The sequence below is a fragment of the Streptomyces sp. NPDC048507 genome, assembly GCF_043199995.1.
Classification (GTDB): Bacteria; Actinomycetota; Actinomycetes; order Streptomycetales; family Streptomycetaceae; genus Streptomyces.
Genome location: NZ_JBICWZ010000001.1, coordinates 494995 through 518575, shown reverse-complemented (window position 1 = coordinate 518575; position 23581 = coordinate 494995). Strand labels below are relative to the sequence as shown.

Below are 23581 nucleotides of genomic sequence, written 5' to 3'. Positions count from 1 at the left end.
CTCATCCGGTGGGGACGGTGATCACCGGGCAGTGGGCGCGGTGCAGGAGGCCGTGGACGACGGACCCGATCCGCATGCCGGTGTATCCGCCGCGGCCGCGTCGGCCGACGACGACGGACAGGGCGTGCTCGGCAGCCCGGGCGAGTTCCTCGACGGGGTGGCCGGTGAGGACCTCGTGCGTCACGTGCACGTCGGGGTACTTGTCGGACAGGCCGGCGGTGGCCTCGGAGAGCAGGGCTCGCTGTGCCCGCAGCGCCACCTCTTCGTCGTCCAGCATGATCAACGGGGGCTGCCACACGCAGACGACCCGCAGCGCCGCACCCCGGAGGTCGGCCTCGTCGAAGGCGAAGGCCAGCGCGGCGGTGGCGGACGCGCTTCCGTCGATGCCCGCGACGAGGTACGGCGGCTGCTGGCTGATGTGCTCGGCGTCGCCCACGACGACGACCGGGCAACGGGCCTGGGCGGTGACCGGGACCACGAGAGAGCCCGCGCTGAAGAACTCGGCGGTGCGGCTCAGGTGCCGGGACCCGAGGACGACCATGCGGGCTTCCCTCGCCGCGCCACCCAGCACGTGGGCCGGGAATCCGCCGCGCAGATCACCGGTCACCGCCACCTCCGGTTGGCGGTCACGCACCCAGTCGCGCGCTTGTTCGAGTCTGTCGGATCCGGCTTGCCGCAGGGCCAGCTGGCCGGGGGTGCCGTCCACGTGATGGGTGTCGTGCTGGGGCGGTACGGCGAGCACCAGACGCAGCGGGAGACGGCGCCGTTGCGCCTCGTCGGCGGCCCAGGCCAGGGCGAGGTGCCAGTCCCTGTCCGGATCGACGCCCACGACGAGGTCATGGCTTCCTGTCCGGTGACTGGTCATGACCGGCTCCCGAAGTCGGTGCCGGTACGGGGGATGAGGAGGACGGGGCAGTGGGCGTGGTGCAGCAGGCTGTGCGTGGCCTTGCCCAGGTTGGGGGCGAGCCCGAGGGGGCCTGGGGCCCGGCGGCCGCCCATGACGAGCAGGTCGGCGTGACGGGACGCCTCGACCAGGACGCCGGCGACGGAGATGCTCTTCTCCGCATCGGCCTTCACCTCCAGGTCGGGGAACTCGCCGCGGACCACGTCCGTGACGGCCCGCAGGGTCTCTGCGTGCCCGTCGGCGATCTCGTCGACCCCGTCGAGCATGCTGACCACTTCGCCGACGGACTGGAGCACGTTCCAGACGTGCAGCAGCCGCAGGGAGGCCTTGTGCAGCTCGGCTTCCTTGGCGGCGTACCGGGCGATCAGGAGGTCGTGTTCATCACGGATGGCCGCGAGGACGGTGCCGGCCTCCTCGGCCCCCTCGACGCCGCGGACGACGATGACGGGCGTCATGGCGACGGCTGCGGTTCCCAGCCCGACCGAGCCGAGCATGAGGGAGTTGAACCCGCCCAGGCCGCGGTTGCCCACCACGACCGTGCCGTGGAGCCCGCCGGCCCGGTGCAGGCTGTCGACGGCGCCCGCGCGGCTGAACTCGGTGGTCACGTTCAGCCCCGGGTGCTCGGCCGACACGGTCTTCGCCGTCTGGTCCAGGAGCGCCCGACCGTTGGCGCGGACCCGTTCGATGGTCTCCGCGGACAGGTACAAGGCCCTGCCGTCGGTGTCGGCCCCGTACACGATGTGCAGGGGACGGTCCTGGCGTACGGCCTCCTTGGCCGCCCACAGGGCAGCGACCCGTGCCGACTCCGAGCCGTCCACGCCGACGATGACCGAGCTGGTATCCGGGGTGCGGAATGTGGTTTCCACGGTTCCTCCCAACCGAGAGCCGATGAGGGACACCCCTCACGCTGGCACCTTCGGCGCTTCGGCAAGAGGGCCGCCCGGGACCGGCGACGGGACCAAAGGTCCCGTCGTGGTCGACCAGTCACGTCGGGCCCTGACGGGCCCCCGGTCGGGACCGTTCGGCCCTCGATCGCCGGCGATCGTCGATGGATGGTGGGGGGCACACCCCACACCGGACACCAGCCTCGTGGGGCACGGCGGAGCAGGAGGGCCTCATGAAGCACATCAAGGTGGCGGACCTGATGACCGACGAGGTCGTGTCCGTGGCCCCGGGTACGGTCTTCAAGGATGTCGCGAAGCTCCTCGCCCAGTACGACATCTCCGGGGTCCCTGTCCTGGACGACGAGGACCGGGTGGTGGGCGTCGTCTCCCAGACGGACCTGCTTGCCCACGCGGTGCCGGGCTCCCATCTCCCTGAGATGACCACACCAGCACCTGGGCCGCCCACCGCGGGCGAGGTCATGTCCGCGCCCGCGGTCACGGTCCACGCCGAAGAGACGGTGGCTGACGCCGCACGGCTGATGACCCGCCGAGGTATCGAACGCCTCCCCGTCGTGGACGTGGAGGAGCGGCTCGTCGGCATCGTCACCCGCCGGGACCTGCTCCGCATGTTCCTGCGTCCGGACTCCGAGATACGCCGACGTGTCACCGACGAGGTGCTCACGGAGGTACTCGGTGTGCCGTCTGTGGACGTCGACGTCCACGTCGTGGACGGCTTCGTCACCCTGGACGGCCGTGTCGAGCGCCGGAGCCAGCTCTCCCCGCTCCTCGGCCTCGTCGAGCAACTCGAAGGAGTCGTCGCTGTGGCATCGCGTGTCACCGCCCGCGCCGACGACACGGCGGCCACTCAGGCGGACCGGCACGCAATGCCGTGGTGATGAACACCGCACGGTACGAAGGGAATCGCAGCCATGAAGCACCACGTGACCGTCGGAGTCGACGGCTCCCCGGAGAGCAGGGCCGCAGCCCGCTGGGCAGCGCAAGAGGCCGTCCTGCGCCAGGTGCCGCTGCGGCTGGTGCACGCCGTTGACTGGCCTCTGGACCCGGTGTTCCCCGGTCTGGGCCGCCAGGACGTGGACCGTTGGGGGGACCAGGCCCTGAGCGAAGCCGCACAGGAGCTGCACCAACGCCACCGGAACTTGGAGATCACGACCCGATGCCTGAAGGCCCGGCCGGCCGCCGCCCTCGCGGCCGAGGCCGCCGACGCCGGACTCCTTGTTCTCGGATCGCGCGGTCTGGGCGGCCTCGTCGGTTTCGTCATGGGCTCGGTGGCGATGTCCACCGTGGTGGCGACCGACACCCCCGTCGTCCTCGTCCGCCTCGCCGACGACCCGTACGGGCCGGGCACGGGCTCGGGCGCCGAGATCGTCGTAGGCGTCGACATCCATGAAGCGTGCGACCGGGTACTCGCCTTCGCCTTCGACGAGGCGGCCCGGCGTGACTGCCCGCTGCGGGCGGTGCACGGCTGGAAGATGCCGGCCGCCTACAGCTACGTCCCCTTCTTCGACCCGGACAACGAACGAGACGTCGGCAGGAGCGTCACGCACATGGTGGGCGACATGCTGCTGCCCTGGCAGCACAAGTTCCCCGACGTGAACGTCAGCCGCAACGTGTTCACGGGATCGGCGGGCGAGCACCTCGTCAAGGCCTCGCAGGGCGCGGGACTCGTCGTCGTGGGACGCCGTGTGCGCCACTCTCCCCTCGGTGCGCACCTGGGTGCCGTCGCCCACGCGGTCCTGCACCACGCAGCATCCCCCGTGGCCGTCATCGCCCACGACTGAAGGAGCCGCATCCGGTGAACGCCCTCGCACCTTCGCGAGTACCGGCCGTCCCGTCGAGGAGGAAGACCATGAAGCACCTGCGCAACGTCGAGGACGTCATGACTCTCGCCGTGATCTCCGTCGACCGAGGAGCCGCGTTCAAGGACATCGTGGAAGAGCTGCGCATGTGGAACGTCAGCGCCCTCCCCGTCCTCGCCCAGGAGGGACAGGTGGTCGGCGTCGTCTCCGAAGCCGACCTGCTGCTCAAGCCCCAGGGCGCCGACACGGCCCACGACACCACCGCCGAGCAGCTGATGACCCGCCCGGCCGTGACCGTCACGAAAGACGCCACCATCCCCACCGCGGCACGTCTGATGGCCCGCAGGCACCTCAAGCGCCTTCCCGTGGTCGACGGCGAGGGCCGCCTCGTCGGCGTGGTCAGTCGCGGTGACCTGCTCAAGGTCTTCCTGCGCCCGGACGAGGACATCGGCGCCGAGATCCGCGAGCTGATCATGTACCAGCTGCTCCCACAACTTCCCGCCGAAGCGCACGTCCACGCGCACGGCCTTGTCGAGGTGCACGTCCACGTCGCCAACGGCATCGCCTACCTCAGCGGGTCGCTGCCGGACCCCGTGTTGGAAGACGTCGTCGTACGCGCCGCCGGAACCGTACCGGGCGTCGTGGACGTCAAGGCGGACTTCGTCGCCCCTGTCTCGGCATGAGGGCACGACCGCCATGAGGCACCGCAGCGTCGCGGACCTGATGACGCCCAGCGCCGTCACCGTCCGGCGCGCGACAGCCTTCAAGGAAATCGTCAGGCTCCTTGAGGAGTTCGACATCACCGCCATGCCGGTGATCGACGAAGCCGGCCACCCGGTCGGTGTCGTCTCCGAAGCCGACCTGCTCCGCCGGCGGCCCGTCGGCGGTGCGGCAACCGCCGAGCAGCTGATGACGAGCCCGGCCGTCACGGCACGGCCCGAGTGGAGCGTGGTGCGCGCCGCCCGCGTCATGCAACGGCACCGGGTCAAGCGGCTGCCGGTCGTCGACGAGGAAGGCCGCCTGGTCGGCATCCTCAGTCGCAGCGATCTGATCCGGCTCTTCCTGCGCCGCGATCACGCGATACAGGCAGAGATCCTCGAGGACGTACTCACCCGGACACTCCACCTCGCTCCTTCGGCCGTCACCGTCGAAGTCGACGACGGCCTGGTGACACTCAGCGGCACCGTGGCGCAGCCGGGACTACTGCCCGTGGTGGTCCGCCTTTGCCAAAGCGTCGACGGGGTCGTCGACGTCGACAGCAGACTCACCTGCACTGAGGCCGAGCAAAGCGAGCGGGCAAAGGAGGGCCGAACGGTCCCCGCTTGGCCCGCTCGGACCCTCCCAGGGACACGGCAAGCGGAAGAACCTGGAAGAAGCCGACCATAGGGCCCCGGGAGGAACACCATGTCGCACCTGATCACGGTAGGTCTGGACGGATCGAGCGCCGGCAGCGCAGCAGCCGACTGGGCCGCCAACGAGGCGGAACTGCGCGGCGCGGCTCTGGAACTCGTCCACGCGGAGGACTGGGCACAGTACGGGCCCTTCGCCGCTCCACTCCCCGAACCGCGTCCTCAGTGGGCCGAGGACCTCCTTGCCCTCACGCGGGACAGGCTGCTGCGCGATCACGGCACCCTGGACATCAGCACCCGAGGCACGAGCGGGCTCACGGCCTCGAAGGTCCTCGCCTCGTCCGCGGCCGAGGCGGACCTGCTCGTCCTCGGCTCCCGTGGTCTCGGCGCCGTCGCAGGGTTCGTCGTGGGCTCGACCGCCTCGGCGACCATCCCCGAGACCGAGGCGCCCGTAGTCCTCGTGCGCTCCCTCGACGGCCAAGGACAACCGCCCGGTCCCGCGGACGGCGCCGGACCGGTGGTGCTGGGAGTGGACCTGCGCAGCAACTGCGACCGGCTCTTCGCCTTCGCCTGCGAGGAAGCGGACCGGCGGGCCTGCCCGCTCGTCGTCGTACACGGCTGGTCGCTCCCGCCGGTGTTCTCCTACGCTCCCCACCTCGATCCCGGCGTCGCGAAGGAGATGGCCCACGGACTCGAGACCACGCTCCGCGGACTGCTGAGGCCCTGGGAAGAGAAGTACCCGGGACTCGCCGTCGACGCACGCGTCGTCATCGGCCAGCCCGCCATCCAGATCCTGGACGCGGCGTCCGGCGCGGCACTCGTGGTCGTCGGCCGGCGCGTCCGCCGCCCGGCTCTCGGCACCCGCACAGGCCCCATCACGCACGCGGTGATGCACCACGCCACCTCACCGGTCGCCATCGTGGCGCACGACTGAGGCCGGACAGACAGGAACAGTCCCGTGACCGCAATACATGTCGACCCCGACACCGTCATCCGGCTCGTCGGTGACGCCGTCACCGCCCCGTCCATGCACAATGCCCAGCCGTGGAAGTTCGAATTCCATGTCGGCAGCGGTGCACTCGCCCTGTACGGCGATCCGGACCGCGCCATGCCTCGAACCGACCCGGACCACCGCGGCCTCCACCTCGGCTGCGGCGCGGCACTGTTCAACCTCCGCGTGTCCGCCGCCTCGCTCGGCCTCCCGGTCCGCGTGCTGCTGCTGCCCGACGACGCCGAACCGTGGCTGCTCGCCACGGTGACCATCGACGACACCGCGGACGCGGAACGCGAGCTGGCCTCCCTGCACGGCGCCATCCGGCGTCGGCACACCAGCCGGTACCCCTTCGGTGAGGAGCCGGTGCCGACGGCGTTGCTGGACGGTCTGTGGGCCGCCGCCCACTTGGAGGGCTGCCGCCTCACCGTCCCGGACACCTGGCACATCGACACCGTGCTCGGGCTGGTACGGGACGCCGAGCACCGCGAGGAGATCGATCCGCTCGCCCGGGCGGAGACGACCGCCTGGACCTCCCATACGCAGAGCGATGCGGGGACGCGCCGCGACGGCATTCCCGCCGTCGCATTCGGGCCCAAGGCATCCGGCCGGGCCGCCCCCGTGCGCGACTTCGGTTGGGCCAACCCGATACCGGATCGCGGCTGGGCCGTGTTCGAGAAGCGTCCGCAGCTGGCCCTGCTCAGCACGGAGGGTGATACGAGAGCCGACTGGCTGCGAGCCGGCCAGGCCATGGAGCGGGTTCTTCTGCAGGCGACCGCCGACGGCCTTGCCACGTCGATGACCTCCCATCCGCTGGAATGGCCTGAGCTGCGATGGACGGTCCGCGACCCGGTCGCGGCCATGGGACACGTGCAGATGGTCTTCCGCCTCGGCTACGGCCCCGCAGGCCCCGACACCCCACGGCGTCCGTTGAACGAGGTCCTGGAAATCCGGGAGTAGACACCACCGGATCCCACCGTGGTTCAGTCCTTCCCGAGGGTGGCCGCGTGGTCGGGTACGGCGGTCTGCAGCTCCTTGGACGGACGCTGGTAGCCCGTGGACGGCGGCCTCGGAGGCAGGGTCAGCGAGGGTACGGCCACGTCCTCGTAGGGAACCGAGGACAGCAAATGGGCCATCGTGTTGAGTCGCGCGCTGCGCTTGTCGTCACTCTCGACCACGTACCAGGGGGCGTCGGCCGTGTCCGTGTGAACGAGCATCTCGTCCTTGGCCCTCGAGTACGCCTCCCAGCGGGTGAGGGACTCCAGATCCATCGGAGAGAGCTTCCACCGGCGCAGCGGGTCCTCCGCTCTACGCCGAAACCGCTCCTCCTGCACCGCGTCGCTGACGGAGAACCAGTACTTGCGGAGCAGGATCCCGTCCTCGACCAGCATGCGCTCGAACTGCGGGCACTGGCGCAGGAAACGCTGGTGCTCGACGGGTGTGCAGAACCCCATGACGTGCTCCACTCCGGCGCGGTTGTACCAGCTGCGGTCGAAGAGGACGATCTCTCCAGCGGCGGGCAGATGCTCGACGTACCGCTGGAAGTACCACTGAGTACGCTCCCGCTCAGTCGGTTTCGGCAGGGCCGCGATGCGCGCGACACGGGGGTTCAGGTGCTCGGCCACGCGCTTGATCGTGCCGCCCTTGCCCGCGGCGTCACGGCCCTCGAAGACGACGACCAGGCGGGCGCCCTCCGCACGCGTCCACTCCTGGAGTTTGACCAGCTCCGTCTGGAGCCTCAGCAGCTCCTTCTCGTAGACCGCCTTCTTGAGGGTCATCGACTCCACCGTCCCTTTCGTCGTCCAGTGCTGCGATCAAGTCGGTCACGGCGCGCGCCGGCGCGCAAGGCTTTCTCGCGCGCCGCGCGGGTGTGTCGAAACGCCGACCCGGACCTCACGCCCAGCCTTGACCGGGCATTCGCTCCCCCGTCTGCGTACCGCGGCGGATGCCCTCCTCCGGCCCGACCGCGCCGATACGCTGGCTCCGGAACGGGGCGGGAAGCGAAGGGGAATCACGTGGGTGTCGGGGATCCGTTGACGCAGGTGCCTCGGATGCGGCTGGACGAGCTGCTCGACGAGCTCCAAGTGCGCATCGACGCCTTACGCGGCACCCGCGACCGGGTGCACAGCCTGTTGGAGGCGGTCGTCTCGGTGGGCCGCGAGCTGGATCTGGCCCAGGTGCTGCGGCGGATCGTCGAGGCGGCTGCCCTGCTCGTGGACGCCGAGTACGGGGCGCTGGGGGTCATCGGCGCCGATGGGCGCACCCTGTCCCAGTTCCTGACCGTGGGGCTCAGCGAGGAGGCCATCGCCTCAATCGGACCCTTGCCTGCCGGACACGGTCTGCTCGGCGAGGTCATCCACCACCCGGAGCCGTTGCGCCTCACCGACCTGGGCGCGCATTCCTCGTCGTACGGCTTTCCGCCGCACCACCCGCCGATGCGCACGTTCCTCGGAGTGCCGATCCGGGTGCGTGACGAGGTGTTCGGAAACCTCTACCTGACCGACAAGCGGGGCGGACTCGACTTCGACACCGAGGACGAGACGGTGATCTCCACCCTCTCGGTGGCGGCAGGTGTGGCGATCGACAACGCACGGCTGTACGAGGGGGCGCAGCGCCAGCAGCGGTGGCTCAAGGCCAACGCGGAGATCACCGAGAGCCTGCTGTCGGGCAGTTCCCGTCCCGCGGTACTCCAGCTCATCGCCCTGCGGGCACAGGAGATCACGGGGGCTCGTATCGCCGACGTCTCGATCCCGGTGACGGGGGCCGAGGGGCTGTTCGTGGAGTTCGCGGCCGGTGCGGACAGCAAGGCCCGTCAGGGACTCGTCGTCCCCTTTGCGGGCTCCCTGTCGGGGACCGCTCACCGGACGGGGCAGCCCGTCACGGTCGTGCCCGCCTCGGACGACGGCCTCCATCCGGCCGATGTCCAGACACAGGGTGGGCTGGGTCCCGCCGTCGCGGTCCCGCTGGGGACCGCCGGCGGCGAGAGCCGCGGCGTACTCCTGCTCGCGCGCGCGGCCGGCGAGCCCGTGTTCGGCGAGAACGAGTTGGAGCCGCTCGTCGCCTTCGCGGGACAGGCGGCCATCGCCTTGGAACTGGCCGAGCGGCGCCGGGACGCCGAGCAGATCGCACTGTTGGAGGAGCGGGACCGGATCGCGCGGGACCTGCACGACCTGGCCATTCAACGGCTCTTCGCCACCGGCATGACCCTCCAGAGCGCCGCGCGGCTCGTCGAGCACGAGGGGGCCGCCGAGCGTGTCGGTCGCGCCGTCGACGACCTGGACGAAACCATCAAGATCATCCGCTCGACGATCTTCGGTCTGCGCACCAGGGACCGCGAGAGCGGCCCGGGTCTGCGGGCCCGCGCTGCCCGGGCCGTGGGGGACGCGGCCACCACCCTCGGCCATCCGCCGCGCCTGAGCATGGAGGGCCTGCTCGACACGGACGTCCCGTCCGACGTGGCCGATCACGTGATGGCGGCACTCGGCGAGCTCCTGAGCAACGCCGCCCGCCACGCGGGCGCGACCCGGGTCGCCGTGACCCTCAAGGCGGAACCGGGCGAGGTCGTACTGACGGTCTCCGACAACGGCAGGGGCGTCCCGGCCCAGGGCCGCAGGAGCGGTCTGCGCAACCTCGAAGACCGGGCGCAGGGCCTGGGCGGGTCCTTCACCGTGGACGCCCCCGACGAGGGAGGCAGCCGACTCGTGTGGCGGGCGCCGCTTCCCGCCGGAAGCTGACCGGACCGACGCGGTCACCGCTGGGTGACCGGATCCGGCAGCGTCTGCGCCTCCAACCGGAACCCGGTCACGAGGTCCGGACGGATCCGCAAGGCTCGGGCCATGGACCGTCCCACCCAGGGCCGCAGCAGGGTAGCGAACCGGGCTGCGTCCTCAGCATCGGCCACCGGGCAGGCGTAGCCGGTGACGACGACGCTCCAGCCGAGGTGGGTGACAGGATCGATGGCGTCCGCTTCATAGGCGACGACCACGCCGGGGCCATCGGCCGGGACGACGAGGGAGGCGAGCGCTCCGTCGTCGTGGATCCGCACGATGACGTCCTCGGCCTCGACGAGGTGGTTGACCGGGCGGACTGCCGGCAGGGCGTGCCGTGTGAAGACGATGCGCCCCAGGGACACCGTCGCCAGCAGCCTGAGCGCCTCGGCCTTGTCGAGCTCGCGCATGCGCCGGGTGGCCGTCGAAGCCCCCTCTTGACCACTGGTGCGCCGTATGCCGCCGGCCTCGTCCATGCTGCGCACCTTCATCCGGTCTCGATCGGTCCTTGCGGCTTCCGAGTCACCAGCCTCCCTCCCGATCACCACGAGGACCAGGGACCAACGGTCCCGAGCCGAGGCCCGGTTTCGGACACCGCCCTGGTCAGGATGGCGCGAGCCACAGCACCCGGTCGGCGCCGAGCACCCGCATCGACTTGGCCACCAGCGGCGGTACGTCCACCAGCCGGAGACGGGTTCCGGCCTCGCGGCAGCGGTGGTGCACGCGCAGGAAGAGGTCGATGCCCGCGCTGTCGCAGAAGGAGATCCCGGGCAGGTCGAGGACGAGGCTGCGGTGACCGGATGCGGCGAGGGCGATGAGTCGGGGTTCCACCTGTTGCGCCGTGTGGAAGTCGAGCTCTCCGGCCAAGGTGACCCGCACCTCGCCGTCGTTCCTCACCGCGGACTTCAGGTCGATCAAGGTGGTCGTCATGGAACCTCCACGCTGTGTGCGGCTCTGCGGTCGAGCCGCGCCTTTCCCCGTGCGACACCAGCTCACCGCAGTCGGTCCGGCCCCGGAAAGGACCGCATGCCCCTTGCGCAGGGCCGAAGGTCCTCCGTTCCTCGTGCCACATCGCTCGCGACAGGGGCCGAATGAGGGCCGATCGGCCCTGGCCGTCAGGCCCCTTCGGCAGGCAGGATGCCGGGGTTCGTGCACCCAGGACGAACCAGGCGAAGGAGTCGCGTCATGACGGACAGCGGTGCCCCCTCCCCCACCAGGACGCCGATCACGGTCTTCCTCCTCGACGACCACGAGGTCGTACGCCGTGGGGTGCACGACCTGCTGGACGGGGAGCCCGACCTGAGCGTGGTCGGTGAAGCGGGGACGGCGGAGCAGGCCCTGATCCGCATTCCCGCGCTGCGCCCCCAGGTGGCGGTCCTCGACGTACGGCTCCAGGACGGCGACGGGGTGAGCGTGTGCCGTGAGCTGCGCTCGCGGATGCCCGAGCTGGCCTGCCTGATGCTCACCTCGTTCGATGACGAGGAGGCCCTGCTGGACGCAGTGATGGCGGGTGCCTCCGGATACGTGCTGAAGCAGATCACGGGTACGGACCTGGTCACCGCCGTCCGCACGGTCGCGGCGGGCCAGTCCATGCTCGATCCGGGAGCCGCGACCCGGCTGATGGCCCGCATGCGCGGTGACGTGCCCGAGGAGGAGCAGGTCCCGGGGCTGCCCGGCTTCACCGACCGGGAGAAGGAGATCCTCGTCCTGGTCAGCGAGGGCCTCACGAACCGGGAGATCGGCAAACGGTTGTACCTCGCGGAGAAGACCGTCAAGAACATCATCTCGCGCCTGTTCACCAAATTGGGTGTGGAGCGCCGCGTCCAAGCGGCCGTGATCGCCAGTCATACGCTGATCCCGCCGAGCCAGCATCCCCTCCCGACCGCGGAATAGCCGGTGGTCGGGCACGCCGTACCTCCGCGTGCCCGACCCTTCTGCCTGGCCCTGGCCGGATCAGGCGTGCGGGACCACCGCGACGGGACAGACCGCGTGGTGCAGGACGGCATGGGCCACGGACCCGATGTGCGCCCCCACCGCCGACTCGCGGACGCGGCGGCCCACGACGAGCAGCTGCGCGGCCGACGCGGCGCTGAGCAGCACCCGGCCGCCGCTGCCCTGCTCCACCTGCGCGATGACTTCGACCTCCGGGTACTTCAGCCGCCACGGCTCCAGCGCCTGCTCCAACGCGGCCTTCTCGTACGGCTCCAGGCCTCCGAACCGGTCGGCTATCCACATCGATCCGGGGCTGTACCCGTAGACCGGCGGCAGGCTCCAGGCCCGGACCGCACGGAGCGGCACCTTGCGTGCCGCGGCCGCCTCGAAAGCGACGCGCAATACCTCGGCGGACTCCTCCACGCCGCCCTGCTGTCCGACGACGACCCCGCCCTGTTCCGGTACGGCGACCGGCCTGCCGTGCGCGGAGCGTACGGAGACGACGGGGCACTCGGCGGCGGTGATCAGCTGCCGGCCGTACGAGCCGAGCAGGAATCCGACCAGGGTTCCGTGTCCGCGCGTGCCGATGACGAGCATTTCCGCGTCCTTGGCCGCTTGCAGCAGAGCCGGGACGGGCGCGTCGGAGAGAACTTCCGCGGTGAGGTCCAGTCCCGGGTACCGGTGGGTGAGCTCGCCCTCGACCTCCTTCAGCACGTCGTCGGCGCGGCGGGCCTCGGTTTCGCGGTCCTGGACGATCGGGGCGGCGAGCGGCTGCCACAGCCAGGCGTGGACGACGTGCAAGGGCAGGTCACGCCGTACTGCTTCCCGTGCGGCCCAGTCCGCCGCGGCGCGGCTCTGCGGGGATCCATCCACTCCGACCACCAGATTGCGCTTCACAAGTCTGTCCTCCAAACCGATGCACAGCATCGGGGTCGGCCGTCAGGGGAGCAGCGCCGGCCGGGAGAGAGACCGGCGCCGCAGACCCCACCCTCGCGGCCGGGCGCCATGGCGCACAGGGGCCGACAGTCCCTCCCCCAGGGCCGGTTCTCCTCTCGCGGCGGAGGTTCGTGGCGGGCACCGTGGAGGCGTCGGCTCAGCCGACGAACGTTCCCGGACCGTCGCACTCAGGAGCGGGCATGACCACGCACCCCATTCCGGAACTCGACGCGCACTGGCGCGCCGCCAACTACCTGGCTGTCGGCCAGATATACCTCATGGAGAACCCGCTGCTCACCGAGCCGCTGCGGCCGGAGCACATCAAGCCGCGGCTGCTCGGCCACTGGGGCACCTCACCCGGCCTGAACCTCGTCCACACCCACCTCAACCGTGTGATCAAGGACCGCGCGCTGGACGCCCTGTGCGTCTGGGGGCCCGGCCACGGCGGTCCGGCCGTCCTCGCCAACTCCTGGCTGGAGGGCACGTACACCGAGACCTACCCGGACATCACGCGGGACGCGGCCGGCATGGCCAAACTGTTCAGGGAGTTCTCCTTCCCCGGCGGCGTGCCGAGCCACGTAGCACCCGAAACCCCCGGCTCCATCCATGAGGGCGGCGAGCTCGGATACTCCCTCGCCCACGCCTACGGCGCCGCCTTCGACCACCCCGACCTGCTGGTCGCCTGCGTCATCGGGGACGGCGAGGCCGAGACGGGGCCGCTGGCGGCTTCCTGGCACTCGAACAAGTTCCTCGACCCGGTCCACGACGGCGCGGTCCTGCCGATCCTGCACCTCAACGGCTACAAGATCGCCAACCCGACGGTCCTGTCCCGGATCCCCGAGGACGAGCTCGACGCGCTGCTGCGCGGCTACGGGCACGACCCGCTGTACGTGACCGGCAGCGACCCCGCCCAGGTGCATCACGCCATGGCCCGTGCCATGGACCACGCCCTGGACCGCATCGCGCTCATCCAGCGGGAACCCCGGACAGCGGGCACCGGACCGCAGCACGAGCGCGCACGCTGGCCGATGATCGTTCTGCGCACCCCAAAGGGCTGGACCGGACCCGCAACCGTCGACGGCGACCCGGTCGAGGGCACGTGGCGGGCGCACCAGGTACCGCTCGCCGGGGTGCGCGAGAACCCCGCCCACCTCCGGCAGTTGGAGGCCTGGCTGCGCTCGTACCGGCCGGAGGAGCTCTTCGACGCCGACGGCCGGCCCACGGCGCAGGTTCTGGCCTGCATCCCGGACGGCGAGCGCCGCCTGGGCGCCGTACCGTACGCGAACGGAGGCCGCATGCTGCAGCCGCTGCCGCTTCCCGCGCTCGACACACACGCCGTCCCCGTCGACAAGCCCGGCCGCACCCTCCACGAACCGACCCGCATCCTGGGGCACTTCCTCACCCAGATCATGCGGGAGACGGCAGGGCGGCGCGACTTCAGGGTCGTCGGACCGGACGAGACCGCCTCCAACCGGCTGGACGACCTGTACGACGCCACCGGCAAGGCCTGGCAAGGCATGACGGAGGCCACGGACCGCAACCTGTCCCGCGACGGCCGCGTCATGGAGATCCTCTCCGAACACGTCTGCCAGGGCTGGCTGGAGGGCTACCTCCTGACCGGCCGCCACGGGCTCTTCTCCACCTACGAGGCCTTCGCCCACATCGTCGACTCCATGGTCGGCCAGCACATCAAGTGGCTGAAGACCTCGCGCGAACTGTCCTGGCGCGCCCCGATCGCCTCCCTCAACTACCTTCTCACCTCACACGTCTGGCGCCAGGACAACAACGGCTTCTCCCACCAGGACCCCGGCTTCGTCGACCACGTCCTCAACAAGAGCCCCGAGGTCGTACGGGTCTACCTGCCTCCGGACGCCAACACCCTCCTCGCCGTGGCCGATCACGCCCTGAGCAGCCGCGACCGGGTCAACGTGATCGTCGCCGGCAAGCAGCCCTGCTTCGACTGGCTGCCGATCGCCGACGCCCGCATCCACGTGACGCGGGGCGCCGGCGTCTGGGAGTGGGCGGGTACCGACCACGGCTCCCGTGAACCGGACGTCGTACTCGCCTGCGCCGGAGACGTACCCACCATGGAGGTACTGGCCGCGGCGGCCCTGCTCCGCGAGCACCTCCCCTCCTTGGCCGTCCGCGTCGTCAACGTCATCGACATCGCCCGGCTCATGCCCCACGAGGAGCACCCCCACGGCATGACGGACGTCGAGTACGACGCGCTCTTCACCACGGACAAGCCGGTGATCTTCGCCTATCACGGATACCCGTGGCTCATCCACCGGCTCGCCTACCGCCGCGCCGGCCACCCGAACCTGCACGTGCGCGGGTACAAGGAGTCCGGCACGACGACCACCCCCTTCGACATGGTCGTGCGCAACGACCTCGACCGGTACCGGCTCGTCATGGACGTCATCGACCGCGTCCCGGGGCTGGCCGGCCGAGCCGAGGGACTGCGCCAGGCCATGGCCGACCGGCGCATCCGCCACCACAGCTGGATCCGCGAGCACGGGACCGACCTGCCGGAGGTCGCTGACTGGTCCTGGCCGTACTGAGCCCAGAGACGAGATCAGGGCGCGAGGTCTCGGCGGCGGAGCAGCACGTGAGCCAGCAGGATGCCCAGCACTCCCACGCCGACGAGGATTCCGAGCTGCGGCCAGAGCACGCCGCCTTCGGCCAGCGCGTCGCCCGGGGCGTAGTAGTGGAACGGGCTCAGGAACCTGAGCGGGGCCGCCGGGGCCCAGGCCAGAGCGATGAAGTTGACGGCGAATCCCACGGCTCCGATCGCGATGGTCGCGCCGACGACCTGGGCCCGCCGTCGTCCCACCGCCGATACGGCCATTGCCGGCCCGATCAGGCACAGGGCGAAGCCCAGCCCCATGACCCCGGCGGCGAACACCCCGCCGATCGGCACCACACGGTGGATGTCCGGTGACAGCGCCACCCCCGCCGCTACCGTCAGGGTCGCCGCCAGGTTCAGGGCCAGCGCCGCGAGCACCAGTGCGGCGGTCCGCTCCGTCAGCAGTCGGGTGCGGCTGACGGGACGCACCATGACCAGTTCCACCGTCCCGGACTCCACGTCCGCCGCCACCGCTGCCGCGGCGAGCGAACCGATCGCGGTGAGCTGCATGGCGATCCAGAACGGGTGGGTGAGGCCCGCGCCCAGCAGCCCGGGGTAGCTGGCGATCGAAACGTCGCCGCTGGATCCGCTGAAGGCCCGGTAGGCCGAGGCCGGTCCCTTCCCGCCCGCCGCGAAGAGCTGACCGGGCGGGATCGCGTTGGCGACGACGACGATGAGCGCTTCGAAGACGACCATCCCGATGATCAGCGCGGTCAGCATCCGGCGCCGCCGGTACAGGGCGAGCCACAGCAGCGGCAACCGTCGTCTCACGGCTCCTCCCGCGCGGCGCCGTTGCGGTACAGGTCCATGAAGGCCTCGTCCAGCCCGGCTTCCTCTACGGTGACATCGACCACCGCCAGGCCGAGCAGTGCCCGCAGGGCACCCACCACGTCGCTCGGCGGAACGAGCAGCTCCACCCGGTCTCCTTGCCAGCGCGGCGCCCAACGCTGGGCATCGCCCAGTGGCCGTGCGCCCTGTCCGTCCGCGAAGGACAACCTGATCTGCCGGGCACGGGCCTCGCGCAGGCCGGCCACGCTCTGGACCGTGACAAGCCGCCCGTCCCGGATGATCGCCACCCGCCCGCACGTGCGCTGCACCTCCGGCAGGATGTGGCTGGAGAGCAGGACGGTGCGTCCAGCCGTGGCAGTCTCGCCCAGCAGCGCGAAGAACGTCTCCTGGACCAACGGGTCGAGCCCTTCCGTCGGTTCGTCGAGCACCACCAAGTGCGGGTCGTGCTGCATCGCCTGCACCAGACCGAGCTTCTGCTTCATGCCCCGCGAGTAGCCCCCGACTGGGCGGGCGAGGATCGCGGGCGTCAGCCCCAGCCGGTCGCACAGCTCGCCGCGGCGGGGCACGGGGGCGCCCTGGAGCGCGGACAGTAGATCCAGCGTTTCCGCTCCGGAGAGTTCCGGGTACAGGCGCAGTTCACCCGGCAGGTATCCCAGGTGCGGGGCCACGCCGCGGTGATCGGCGATGGGGTCCAGCCCGAGCACCCGAACACGCCCCTCGCTCGGCCGGAGCAACCCCGCCAGGCACCGCAGCGTGGTCGTCTTCCCCGCACCGTTCGGCCCGAGGAAGCCGAACACCTCACCTGGTCGCACCGTGAGGCTCAGGCGGTCGACGCCCAGCACCGGTCCGTACCTCTTGGTCAGTCCGGTCAGCTCGATCGCCGGCCCGTCACCCATGGGTCCAGTCTGAGCCCGCTGCCGGAGACCCGCCCGCTCACCCAAGGTCGTAGGCCGCGAGGGGGGCGCGCTGCGATGCGGCGCCCGCTGCCGCCATGTCGCCGTAGGCGGTGCGCTTGAGCTGTGCGGCCAGGTTCTCCAGTGCCCGGGCGGCCGCGAGTTCGTCGCCGATCTCGGGGACGTCCTTGTCGGTCGGGTTACAGCGCGCGGTGCCGTGGTCCGTGAGACGGGTGGTGCCGGTGTCGAGTTCGACGCGGACCTTGGTCGTGTGCTCTTCCTCGAAGAGGTAGACGCGGGCCTTCCATTCGCTCGTGTGCGACATGGTGTGCCTCCAGTCGGGTCAGGAGTGGTGGTGGTGTCGGCGTCGGGCCCAACGCCGGACCTCGTCGCTTCCCCAGACCAGCGGCGGGAAGACCGAGATGAGGAGGACTACGTCCAGCGGGAGGGCCGCGGTACCGAAGAGGTTCTGGAGCGGCGGCGCGTACACGAGCGCCGCGGTGAAGACGAGCTCGAAGGCGATGCCGGCGAGCAGCAGCGGGTTGGTGAAGAACCCTATGTCGCGCAGGGCCGCGTGGTCGGTTCTGGCAGCGATGGCCGTGCCGACCTGGCAGGTGACGATGCCGGCGAAGGTGGCGGTCGTCGCGGTGAGGTAGGCGTGGTGCAGGGCGCTTCCGGGTCCGGTGGGCTCGCCCGGGTGCCAGCCCGCGCGCCACAGGACGTAGAAGAAGGCGGTCATGACGAGGGCGGCGGAGACGGTGCCGAGCCAGCCCCAGCTGCGCACGAGCATGTCCTTGTTGATCACGCTCTGAGAGCCGGGCCGGGGCGGTCGGGACATGATCCCCGGCTCGGCGCGCTCACGGCCGAGGGCAAGCGCCGGGAGGGTCTCGGTTCCGAGGTCGATGGCGAGGATCTGCAAGACGGTGAGCGGTAGCGGTACGGCCCCTGCGGAGAGCGCGAACACGAGGAAGGGCACGACCTCGGGGGTGAGGTGGGCGAAGATGTAGACGATGAACTTCCGGACGTTGTCGTAGACGCGGCGACCGGATTCGATGGCCGTGACGATGGTGGCGAAGTTGTCGTCGGTCAGGACCATGGTCGACGCCTCGCGGGCCACGTCGGTGCCGGAGAGCCCCATGGCCACGCCGATGTGGGCACGGTGCAGGGCCGGGGCGTCGTTCACCCCGTCGCCGGTCATGGCCACGATCTGGCCGTGCGCCCGCAGGGCATCGGCCACCTTCAGCTTGGTCTCGGGCGAGGAGCGGGCGAAGACGATCTCCGTACCGTCCTGGCGGAGGAGCTGGTCGAGCTCGTGGTCGTCGATCGCCTCGGACTGGGAAACCACCTGGAGCTTGGGTATACCGATGCCGACGGCGCGTGCCACGGCCGCGGCGGTGGCCCCGTTGTCGCCGGTGACGACGTGGACGGTGAGACCCGCCTCGTGGCAGCGCCGGACCGCTGCGGCGACCTCGGGGCGCGGCGGGTCGTACAGGCCGACGAGGCCGAGCAGGTGCACGTCCCGCTCGGCATCCTGCCGCCGCGTGAGCGCTGCCTCGCTGCCGGTCGACAGCTCGCGCACCGCGACGGCCAGCACACGCATGCCGTCCGCTGCCAGAGCGTCGGCGGCATGCTGGGCCTCGCCGGCCGGCTCGCCCTCGGCCAGCAGCGCCAGCACGGCTTCGGGAGCGCCCTTGACGATCACGTGCAGGGTGCCCTGGTCTCCGCCGTGGATCACGGACATGCGGCGCAGGCGCGGATCGAAGCGGAAGCAGGCCCGTCGACGGGCGTCCCGGTCGGCCGGATCGAGGGGGGCGGCCTGTCGTGAGGCTCCCTCCACCAGCGCGATCTCGGTCGGGTCTCCGTGCAGCGCGCCGTCTCCTTCGCGGGTGACGGTGGTGCACAGGGCGGCGGCGCGGACCAGTTCGGCGGTCTCCGTACCGCTTGCATCCTCGTTCGGCGGCACCCAGGTGGAGTGGAGGCGCATCTGGTTGCGGGTGAGCGTGCCGGTCTTGTCCGTGCAGATGACGTTGGTGGAGCCCAGGGTCTCGACGGCGCTCAGCCGCTTGACCACCGCGCCCTGCCGGGCGAGGACCCGTACGCCCACGGCGAGGGCGAGGGTGATGGTGGGCAGGAGGCCTTCGGGCACGTTGGCGACGAGCAGGCCGATGGCGAACATCAGCGAGTCGGTCAGCGGCAGGCCGACCGCCACCCCGGTCACGAGGAAGACGGCGCCCATGCCGACCGCAACCGCTGCTATCAGCCAGGCGACCTTCTTGACCTGCCGCTCCAGCGGGCTCGGCTCGCGACGGGTGCGCTGGCTGAGGGCCGCTATCCGACCGAGCTCGGTGTGGTCCCCGGTGGCGAAGACGATCGCCTGTGCCTGGCCCTCGGTGGCGGTGGTGCCGCTGAAGACGAGGTTGGGCTCCTGCAGCAGCGAAAGGCCCTCCAGCCCCGGGCCGGCAACACGCTCGACCGAGGTGGACTCGCCCGTCAGCATGGAGAGGTCGGCCTCGATGCCTCCCTCGGTCAGACGGGCGTCGGCGGGTACCCGGTCGCCTTCGTCGAGGGCGATGAGGTCGCCGGGAACCAGGTCACGGGCCGGGACGCGCTGTGCCTGTCCATCGCGAATCACCTGGGCCTGTGCGGGGAGGTAGCGGGCCAGCGTCTCGACGGCCTTCTCCGCCTGCCGTTCCTGGACGAGTGCGAATCCGGCGTTGACGAGGATGACCGCGACGATCGCCCAGCCGAGCACCGCGATGGCCGCGGTGAAGGCGAGGGCCGCCGCAGCCCACAGCAGCAGGGCCAGCGGGTGTACGAGTTGCCGCAGCAGTTCCCTCAGGATGCTGGAGCGGGTGGTGGGGCGGACCTCGTTGGGGCCGTAGACGGCCAGTCGGCGTGCCGCCTCCCGGCTCGACAGGCCCAGAGGGCCGGTGTGCAGCTCGCGACGGAGTAGCGGAAGAGGCTCCAGGGGGTCCGGTTCGGTGTCCGGCGTGAGGTCCGGGCCGGCGGTGGTCTCAGTCATCGCCGGCTCCCTGTTCGGGCCGCAGACGCCCTGCCCAGAGGGGCTCGACGCCCGCCCACTCGGACTCCCAGGACCGTGCGCTGCGCGCGTCGACGATACGGAGACGCACGGCGACGAGGCAGCCACCCACGAGCACGATCCCGGACAGTGCTCCCGCTCCGACCCCCAGCGCGTCGAGAACGATGTCGGCCCGGCTGGGCGGCGCCGTGGCCGCACGGCCGTCTGCGTCGACCCACACGCGGACCGTGTCACCGTTCCGGGTGCCTGCCGGAACCGGGACGGTTTCCGTGTGCAGGCGCTGGGAGGGGTAGCGCCAGCTGGCGGTCGCCACGGGGACCGGCCGACTGCTCGGCTGGTCCCCGGTTCGGTAGGTCGTCTCGCTGACCGTGGTGGCCGTCACGGTGTGCCGGTGGCGTGCGATGTTCTCGGCGGTGCGGTCACCGTCCGTCCAGGCCGCCCGGCCGAGGACGAAGCCGACGACGACCGCCAGCAGGCAGGTCAGCGCGAAGACGGCACGCATACGCGTCCGGGTGCGGTCGGCATCCCGCCGAAGAGGGTTGCCCCCCGTCCGGTAGTGCATGGCTCGCCTCCCCTGGTGCGTGCCGAGCCGGACCGTTCCGTCAGGCGGCGAGCTCGGCGCTGATGTGATGGGCCCAGTTCTGGATCCGTTCGGGGTTGCGGAAGTCCCCGCCCTTGCCCTGCCGGGTCAGTGCCTTGGCGAGGAATCCCGGCGTGTGGGCCGTGATGCTGCCGCCGAAGGTCATGTGCTCGCGCGCTCCGACCAGCTGCATCTCCCGGGCGACGGCGGAGACCGGGGGGGATGTCGTGTTCCTCGGCGGAGCGGTCGAGCGGGCCGCTGCTGAACATCCACACCGGGCGGTGCCGGAGGGATTCGGCGTTGCGTTCGGCGCAGTGCTTGGCCTGGCTGCTCCAGTGGCCGGCGTAGAGGGAGCCGCCGAGGACGACGGCGTCGTAGGCGCGGACGTCGTGGACGTCATCGGCGGGCAGCACGACGGCGTCGAGACCGTCCTCGCGGAGGGTCTTGCCGATCCGTTCGGCGATGCCTGCGGTGGCGCCGTGCTTGGTGCCGTAGGCGACCAGGACTCGCTTGGTGCTCATGGCGGGTGCTCCTTGGTTCCGTGGTTCGGGGCTGGTGCCACTGTCACGCGGCCGAGGGCCGGTCCGCTTGGGCCGGACGGATCCCGACAGGGGCCGTACGGTCCTCTCCGTAGCGGCTCTCCTCGGCGGCGGCGACGTGCTGCTTGACGGCGGCGAAGCTGTCCGGGGCGACGGAGATCGAGTCGATGCCGGCCCGGACGAGGAAGGCGGCGTACGCCGGGTCGTCGCTGGGCCGCTGGCCGCACAGCCCCACCGGACGTCCCAGGGTCTGGACCCGTGGGAGGAGGATCCGGATGAGATCGGTGACGGCCGGGTCGTTCTCGTCGAAGACGTGGGCCAGGGATTCCGAGTCACGGTCGACTCCGAGAGTGAGCTGGGTGAGGTCGTTGCTGCCGATGGAGAAGCCGTCGAAGCGCTCGGCGAAGTCCTGGGCGAGGAGGATGTTGGCCGGGATCTCGGCCATCACGTAGACCTTGAGACCGTTCTCGCCGCGCCGCAGTCCCTCGGCCGCCATCACCTCAAGGACCTTGTCGGCCTCCAGCAGCGTGCGGCAGAAGGGGATCATGACGATGACGTTGGTCAGGCCCATCTCCTCGCGCACCCGGCGCAGGGCCTGGCATTCGAGGGCGAAGCCTTCCCGGTAGCCGTCGCTGTAGTAGCGGCTGGCACCCCGCCATCCGATCATCGGGTTGGCTTCCACCGGTTCGAACGGCCGGCCGCCCAGGAGCTTGGCGTACTCGTTGGTCTTGAAGTCGCTGGTACGGACGATGACGGGGTCGGGCCAGCGGGAGGCGGCGATCCTGGCGATGCCGTACGCGAGGCGGTCGGTGAAGTACCGGCCGCGGTCGAGGTGGCCCTCGGTGAGCTGGTCGATGGCGCAGCGGTCGGCGGCACCCAGGCGTTCCGGGTGCAGGAGGGCCATGGGGTGGACCTTGACCTGGTGCGCGACGATGAACTCCAGGCGGGCCAGACCGACCCCGTCGGCGGGCAGCCGCCACCAGCGGAAGGCAGCGGACGGATCGGCGAGGTTGAGCATCACGCGGGTACGGGTGGCGGGCAGGGCCGACAGGTCCGTTTCGGTCTCCTCGTACGTGAGGCGGCCCTCGTAGACCTTGCCCCGGCTGCCCTCGGTGCAGGAGACGGTGACATCGGCGCCGTCGTACAGCACTTCGGTGGCGGTCTCCGTGCCGACGACCGCCGGTACGCCGAGTTCCCGGCTGACGATCGCGGCGTGGGAGGTGCGGCCGCCGTGGTCGGTGACGATGGCCGCGGCACGCTTCATGACCGGTTCCCAGTCCGGGTCGGTGATCGAGGTGACGAGCACGGCTCCCGCCGGGAAGCGTTCCAGGTCCACCGGGGTGTCCATGCGGCAGACGGCACCCGCTCCGATGGCTTCGCCCACCGCGATGCCTTCGACCAGTGCATCGCCCGGGGCGGCGGTCAGACGGCAGCGCCGCAGCGTCGTGGCGGGTCGGCGGGACTGCACGGTCTCGGGCCGGGCCTGTACGACCGCCAGGTCGCCGGTGATGCCGTGCTTCGCCCACTCCAGGTCCATCGGGCAGCCGTAGTGATCCTCGACCGCCACGGCCCATAGGGCGAGCTGCCGCACCTCCGCGTCGGTCAGAACCCGGCGTGCCTGTTCCTCGGGGGTGGTGTCGACGGTGTCGGTCAGTCCGCGCTCCGCGTAGACGGCCTTGCGACGCTTGGCACCGATCCGCACGTCGATGACGGGGTTCAGGGCCGGGTCCTTGAGGCCGGGCTTGAAGACGGTGTACTCGTCGGGGTCGGTCTGCCCGCTGACCACGGTCTCGCCCAGACCCCAGGCCGCGCTCACCACGACGACGTTCGGGAAGCCGCTCTCCGGGTCGAGGGTGAAGATCACGCCGGCCCCGGCGAGGTCGGAGCGGACCATCACCTGGACGCCGACGGACAGGGCGACCTGGAGGTGGTCGAAGCCCATCCGCTCCCGGTAGTCGATCGCACGGTCGGTGTAGAGGGAGGCGAAGCAGCGGTGCACCGAGTCCAACAGCCGTACGGCGCCGCTCACGTTGAGGTAGGTCTCCTGCTGGCCGGCGAAGCTGGCCTCCGGGAGGTCCTCGGCGGTGGCGCTGCTGCGTACGGCGACCTCCGGGCCGGATCGGCCCAGCTCGCGGCCGAGGTCCTCGTACGCGGTGAGGATCTCGGTGGTGAGGGGTGCGGGCAGCGGCTCCCCCATGATCATGGACCGGATGCCCGCTCCGACTTCTTCGAGCGCGACGCCATCGTGGAGCCGGTCGAGCTGTTCCTGGATGCGGATGCGCAGGCCGTGTCCGTCGAGCAGCTCCTCGTAGGCTCCGGCGGTCGTGGCGAAGCCGGACGGCACGCGCAGGCCGGCGGCGGTCAGCCGTCCGGTCAGCTCTCCGAGGGAAGCGTTCTTGCCGCCGACCCTGCCGATGTCACCACGGCCGAGCTCGGTGAACGGTACGACGCGTCGCATGTGTCCCATGACGTCCTCCGGGGCTGCGTATCGGCCGGGATCAGTACGGCAGGGGGCGGCCGGACGGCGTGCGCAG

22 protein-coding genes and 1 pseudogene are annotated in these 23581 nt (G+C 71.0%); 9 read left to right on the top strand and 14 right to left on the bottom strand.

Annotated features, from left to right (window positions below; all coding sequences use genetic code 11):
* Position 1: 1 nt before the first annotated feature.
* Together ACGFXC_RS02420 and ACGFXC_RS02415 are read right to left on the bottom strand one after the other, a co-directional pair.
* On the bottom strand, positions 2-865 hold the full coding sequence (locus tag ACGFXC_RS02420) for a universal stress protein (RefSeq protein WP_393708663.1): 864 nt from the start codon (positions 863-865) through the stop codon (positions 2-4).
* Positions 862-1770, bottom strand: a complete 909-nt coding sequence (locus tag ACGFXC_RS02415; protein WP_393708661.1) for a universal stress protein — start codon at positions 1768-1770, stop codon at positions 862-864. Before ACGFXC_RS02415 ends, ACGFXC_RS02420 begins: the two co-directional genes overlap by 4 nt.
* Before the next feature lie 251 nt (positions 1771-2021).
* Between ACGFXC_RS02415 and ACGFXC_RS02410 the strand changes: the two genes are divergently transcribed.
* The 6 genes from ACGFXC_RS02410 (at position 2022) to ACGFXC_RS02385 (ending at position 6905) form a co-directional block, all read left to right on the top strand.
* The gene (locus tag ACGFXC_RS02410) at positions 2022-2684 is read left to right on the top strand and encodes a CBS domain-containing protein (RefSeq protein ID WP_393708659.1); all 663 of its coding nucleotides are present in this window, start codon (positions 2022-2024) and stop codon (positions 2682-2684) included.
* A 33-nt stretch (positions 2685-2717) separates the two neighbouring features.
* Positions 2718-3587 (top strand): universal stress protein, encoded by an 870-nt coding sequence (locus ACGFXC_RS02405; protein WP_393708657.1) that lies wholly within the window; start codon positions 2718-2720, stop codon positions 3585-3587.
* Positions 3588-3655: 68 nt separating this feature from the next.
* The gene (locus ACGFXC_RS02400; RefSeq protein ID WP_393708656.1) at positions 3656-4288 is read left to right on the top strand and encodes a CBS domain-containing protein; all 633 of its coding nucleotides are present in this window, start codon (positions 3656-3658) and stop codon (positions 4286-4288) included.
* A 13-nt stretch (positions 4289-4301) separates the two neighbouring features.
* Positions 4302-4991 carry a CBS domain-containing protein gene (locus tag ACGFXC_RS02395; RefSeq protein ID WP_393708654.1) on the top strand — a complete coding sequence of 230 codons (690 nt, stop codon included), beginning with the start codon at positions 4302-4304 and terminating at the stop codon, positions 4989-4991.
* 18 nt (positions 4992-5009) lie between these two features.
* Positions 5010-5888 (top strand): universal stress protein, encoded by an 879-nt coding sequence (locus ACGFXC_RS02390; RefSeq protein WP_393708652.1) that lies wholly within the window; start codon positions 5010-5012, stop codon positions 5886-5888.
* Between the two features lie 24 nt (positions 5889-5912).
* On the top strand, positions 5913-6905 hold the full coding sequence (locus tag ACGFXC_RS02385) for an Acg family FMN-binding oxidoreductase (protein ID WP_393708651.1): 993 nt from the start codon (positions 5913-5915) through the stop codon (positions 6903-6905).
* Between the two features lie 23 nt (positions 6906-6928).
* On the opposite strand, the gene ppk2 is transcribed toward ACGFXC_RS02385, so the two are convergent.
* Positions 6929-7723 (bottom strand): polyphosphate kinase 2, encoded by a 795-nt coding sequence (gene ppk2 / locus ACGFXC_RS02380; protein ID WP_393708649.1) that lies wholly within the window; start codon positions 7721-7723, stop codon positions 6929-6931.
* Between the two features lie 273 nt (positions 7724-7996).
* Between ppk2 and ACGFXC_RS02375 the strand changes: the two genes are divergently transcribed.
* Positions 7997-9679, top strand: coding sequence for a GAF domain-containing protein (locus ACGFXC_RS02375; protein WP_393708647.1), 1683 nt, complete (start codon positions 7997-7999; stop codon positions 9677-9679).
* 14 nt (positions 9680-9693) lie between these two features.
* Here the strand turns inward: ACGFXC_RS02375 and ACGFXC_RS02370 are convergent, their stop codons facing one another.
* Positions 9694-10188 carry a pyridoxamine 5'-phosphate oxidase family protein gene (locus ACGFXC_RS02370; protein WP_393709593.1) on the bottom strand — a complete coding sequence of 165 codons (495 nt, stop codon included), beginning with the start codon at positions 10186-10188 and terminating at the stop codon, positions 9694-9696.
* A 127-nt stretch (positions 10189-10315) separates the two neighbouring features.
* Positions 10316-10642: an STAS domain-containing protein gene (locus ACGFXC_RS02365; RefSeq protein ID WP_393708646.1), complete on the bottom strand. Its 327-nt coding sequence runs from the start codon at positions 10640-10642 to the stop codon at positions 10316-10318.
* A gap of 255 nt (positions 10643-10897) precedes the next feature.
* Here ACGFXC_RS02365 and ACGFXC_RS02360 point away from each other — a divergent pair, with 255 nt between their 5' ends.
* On the top strand, positions 10898-11605 hold the full coding sequence (locus ACGFXC_RS02360) for a response regulator (RefSeq protein WP_393708644.1): 708 nt from the start codon (positions 10898-10900) through the stop codon (positions 11603-11605).
* Positions 11606-11665: 60 nt separating this feature from the next.
* Here ACGFXC_RS02360 and ACGFXC_RS02355 read toward each other — a convergent pair whose 3' ends face one another.
* Positions 11666-12541 (bottom strand): universal stress protein, encoded by an 876-nt coding sequence (locus ACGFXC_RS02355; protein ID WP_393708642.1) that lies wholly within the window; start codon positions 12539-12541, stop codon positions 11666-11668.
* A gap of 239 nt (positions 12542-12780) precedes the next feature.
* Between ACGFXC_RS02355 and ACGFXC_RS02350 the strand changes: the two genes are divergently transcribed.
* The gene (locus ACGFXC_RS02350) at positions 12781-15141 is read left to right on the top strand and encodes a phosphoketolase (protein WP_393708640.1); all 2361 of its coding nucleotides are present in this window, start codon (positions 12781-12783) and stop codon (positions 15139-15141) included.
* 14 nt (positions 15142-15155) lie between these two features.
* Here ACGFXC_RS02350 and ACGFXC_RS02345 read toward each other — a convergent pair whose 3' ends face one another.
* From ACGFXC_RS02345 to ppsA, 8 genes and pseudogenes are all read right to left on the bottom strand, one after another.
* Entirely contained in the window at positions 15156-15977 is an 822-nt protein-coding gene (locus tag ACGFXC_RS02345; RefSeq protein WP_393708638.1) for an ABC transporter permease subunit, read from the bottom strand.
* Positions 15974-16891, bottom strand: a complete 918-nt coding sequence (locus tag ACGFXC_RS02340; RefSeq protein WP_393708636.1) for an ABC transporter ATP-binding protein — start codon at positions 16889-16891, stop codon at positions 15974-15976. The genes ACGFXC_RS02345 and ACGFXC_RS02340 overlap by 4 nt, the downstream gene beginning before the upstream one ends.
* A 37-nt stretch (positions 16892-16928) precedes the next feature.
* Positions 16929-17213 carry a dsRBD fold-containing protein gene (locus ACGFXC_RS02335; protein WP_393708634.1) on the bottom strand — a complete coding sequence of 95 codons (285 nt, stop codon included), beginning with the start codon at positions 17211-17213 and terminating at the stop codon, positions 16929-16931.
* Positions 17214-17231: 18 nt separating this feature from the next.
* Positions 17232-19910, bottom strand: a complete 2679-nt coding sequence (locus ACGFXC_RS02330; protein ID WP_393708633.1) for a cation-translocating P-type ATPase — start codon at positions 19908-19910, stop codon at positions 17232-17234.
* Positions 19903-20430, bottom strand: a complete 528-nt coding sequence (locus tag ACGFXC_RS02325) for a hypothetical protein (protein WP_393708631.1) — start codon at positions 20428-20430, stop codon at positions 19903-19905. The genes ACGFXC_RS02330 and ACGFXC_RS02325 overlap by 8 nt, the downstream gene beginning before the upstream one ends.
* 100 nt (positions 20431-20530) lie before the next feature.
* Positions 20531-20701 carry a hypothetical protein gene (locus tag ACGFXC_RS02320; RefSeq protein ID WP_393709621.1) on the bottom strand — a complete coding sequence of 57 codons (171 nt, stop codon included), beginning with the start codon at positions 20699-20701 and terminating at the stop codon, positions 20531-20533.
* 94 nt (positions 20702-20795) lie between these two features.
* Positions 20796-21029 (bottom strand): annotated as a pseudogene (locus ACGFXC_RS02315) (flavodoxin domain-containing protein); the annotation flags it as partial.
* 43 nt (positions 21030-21072) lie between these two features.
* Positions 21073-23514, bottom strand: a complete 2442-nt coding sequence (ppsA, locus tag ACGFXC_RS02310) for a phosphoenolpyruvate synthase (RefSeq protein ID WP_393708629.1) — start codon at positions 23512-23514, stop codon at positions 21073-21075.
* Positions 23515-23581: the final 67 nt, after the last annotated feature.

What these genes read in the sequence shown, in the direction of transcription:
- ACGFXC_RS02395 (WP_393708654.1), top strand. Translation starts at nt 4,302, where the DNA reads ATGAGGCACCGCAGCGTCGCGGACCTGATGACGCCCAGCGCCGTCACC.
- ACGFXC_RS02340 (WP_393708636.1), bottom strand. Translation starts at nt 16,891, where the DNA reads ATGGGTGACGGGCCGGCGATCGAGCTGACCGGACTGACCAAGAGGTAC.
- ACGFXC_RS02390 (WP_393708652.1), top strand. Translation starts at nt 5,010, where the DNA reads ATGTCGCACCTGATCACGGTAGGTCTGGACGGATCGAGCGCCGGCAGC.
- ACGFXC_RS02320 (WP_393709621.1), bottom strand. Translation starts at nt 20,701, where the DNA reads ATGCAGCTGGTCGGAGCGCGCGAGCACATGACCTTCGGCGGCAGCATC.
- ACGFXC_RS02370 (WP_393709593.1), bottom strand. Translation starts at nt 10,188, where the DNA reads ATGGACGAGGCCGGCGGCATACGGCGCACCAGTGGTCAAGAGGGGGCT.
- ppsA (WP_393708629.1), bottom strand. Translation starts at nt 23,514, where the DNA reads ATGGGACACATGCGACGCGTCGTACCGTTCACCGAGCTCGGCCGTGGT.
- ACGFXC_RS02400 (WP_393708656.1), top strand. Translation starts at nt 3,656, where the DNA reads ATGAAGCACCTGCGCAACGTCGAGGACGTCATGACTCTCGCCGTGATC.
- ACGFXC_RS02325 (WP_393708631.1), bottom strand. Translation starts at nt 20,430, where the DNA reads ATGCGTGCCGTCTTCGCGCTGACCTGCCTGCTGGCGGTCGTCGTCGGC.
- ACGFXC_RS02365 (WP_393708646.1), bottom strand. Translation starts at nt 10,642, where the DNA reads ATGACGACCACCTTGATCGACCTGAAGTCCGCGGTGAGGAACGACGGC.
- ppk2 (WP_393708649.1), bottom strand. Translation starts at nt 7,723, where the DNA reads ATGACCCTCAAGAAGGCGGTCTACGAGAAGGAGCTGCTGAGGCTCCAG.
- ACGFXC_RS02410 (WP_393708659.1), top strand. Translation starts at nt 2,022, where the DNA reads ATGAAGCACATCAAGGTGGCGGACCTGATGACCGACGAGGTCGTGTCC.
- ACGFXC_RS02335 (WP_393708634.1), bottom strand. Translation starts at nt 17,213, where the DNA reads ATGTCGCACACGAGCGAATGGAAGGCCCGCGTCTACCTCTTCGAGGAA.
- ACGFXC_RS02360 (WP_393708644.1), top strand. Translation starts at nt 10,898, where the DNA reads ATGACGGACAGCGGTGCCCCCTCCCCCACCAGGACGCCGATCACGGTC.
- ACGFXC_RS02375 (WP_393708647.1), top strand. Translation starts at nt 7,997, where the DNA reads ATGCGGCTGGACGAGCTGCTCGACGAGCTCCAAGTGCGCATCGACGCC.
- ACGFXC_RS02330 (WP_393708633.1), bottom strand. Translation starts at nt 19,910, where the DNA reads ATGACTGAGACCACCGCCGGCCCGGACCTCACGCCGGACACCGAACCG.
- ACGFXC_RS02420 (WP_393708663.1), bottom strand. Translation starts at nt 865, where the DNA reads ATGACCAGTCACCGGACAGGAAGCCATGACCTCGTCGTGGGCGTCGAT.
- ACGFXC_RS02405 (WP_393708657.1), top strand. Translation starts at nt 2,718, where the DNA reads ATGAAGCACCACGTGACCGTCGGAGTCGACGGCTCCCCGGAGAGCAGG.
- ACGFXC_RS02350 (WP_393708640.1), top strand. Translation starts at nt 12,781, where the DNA reads ATGACCACGCACCCCATTCCGGAACTCGACGCGCACTGGCGCGCCGCC.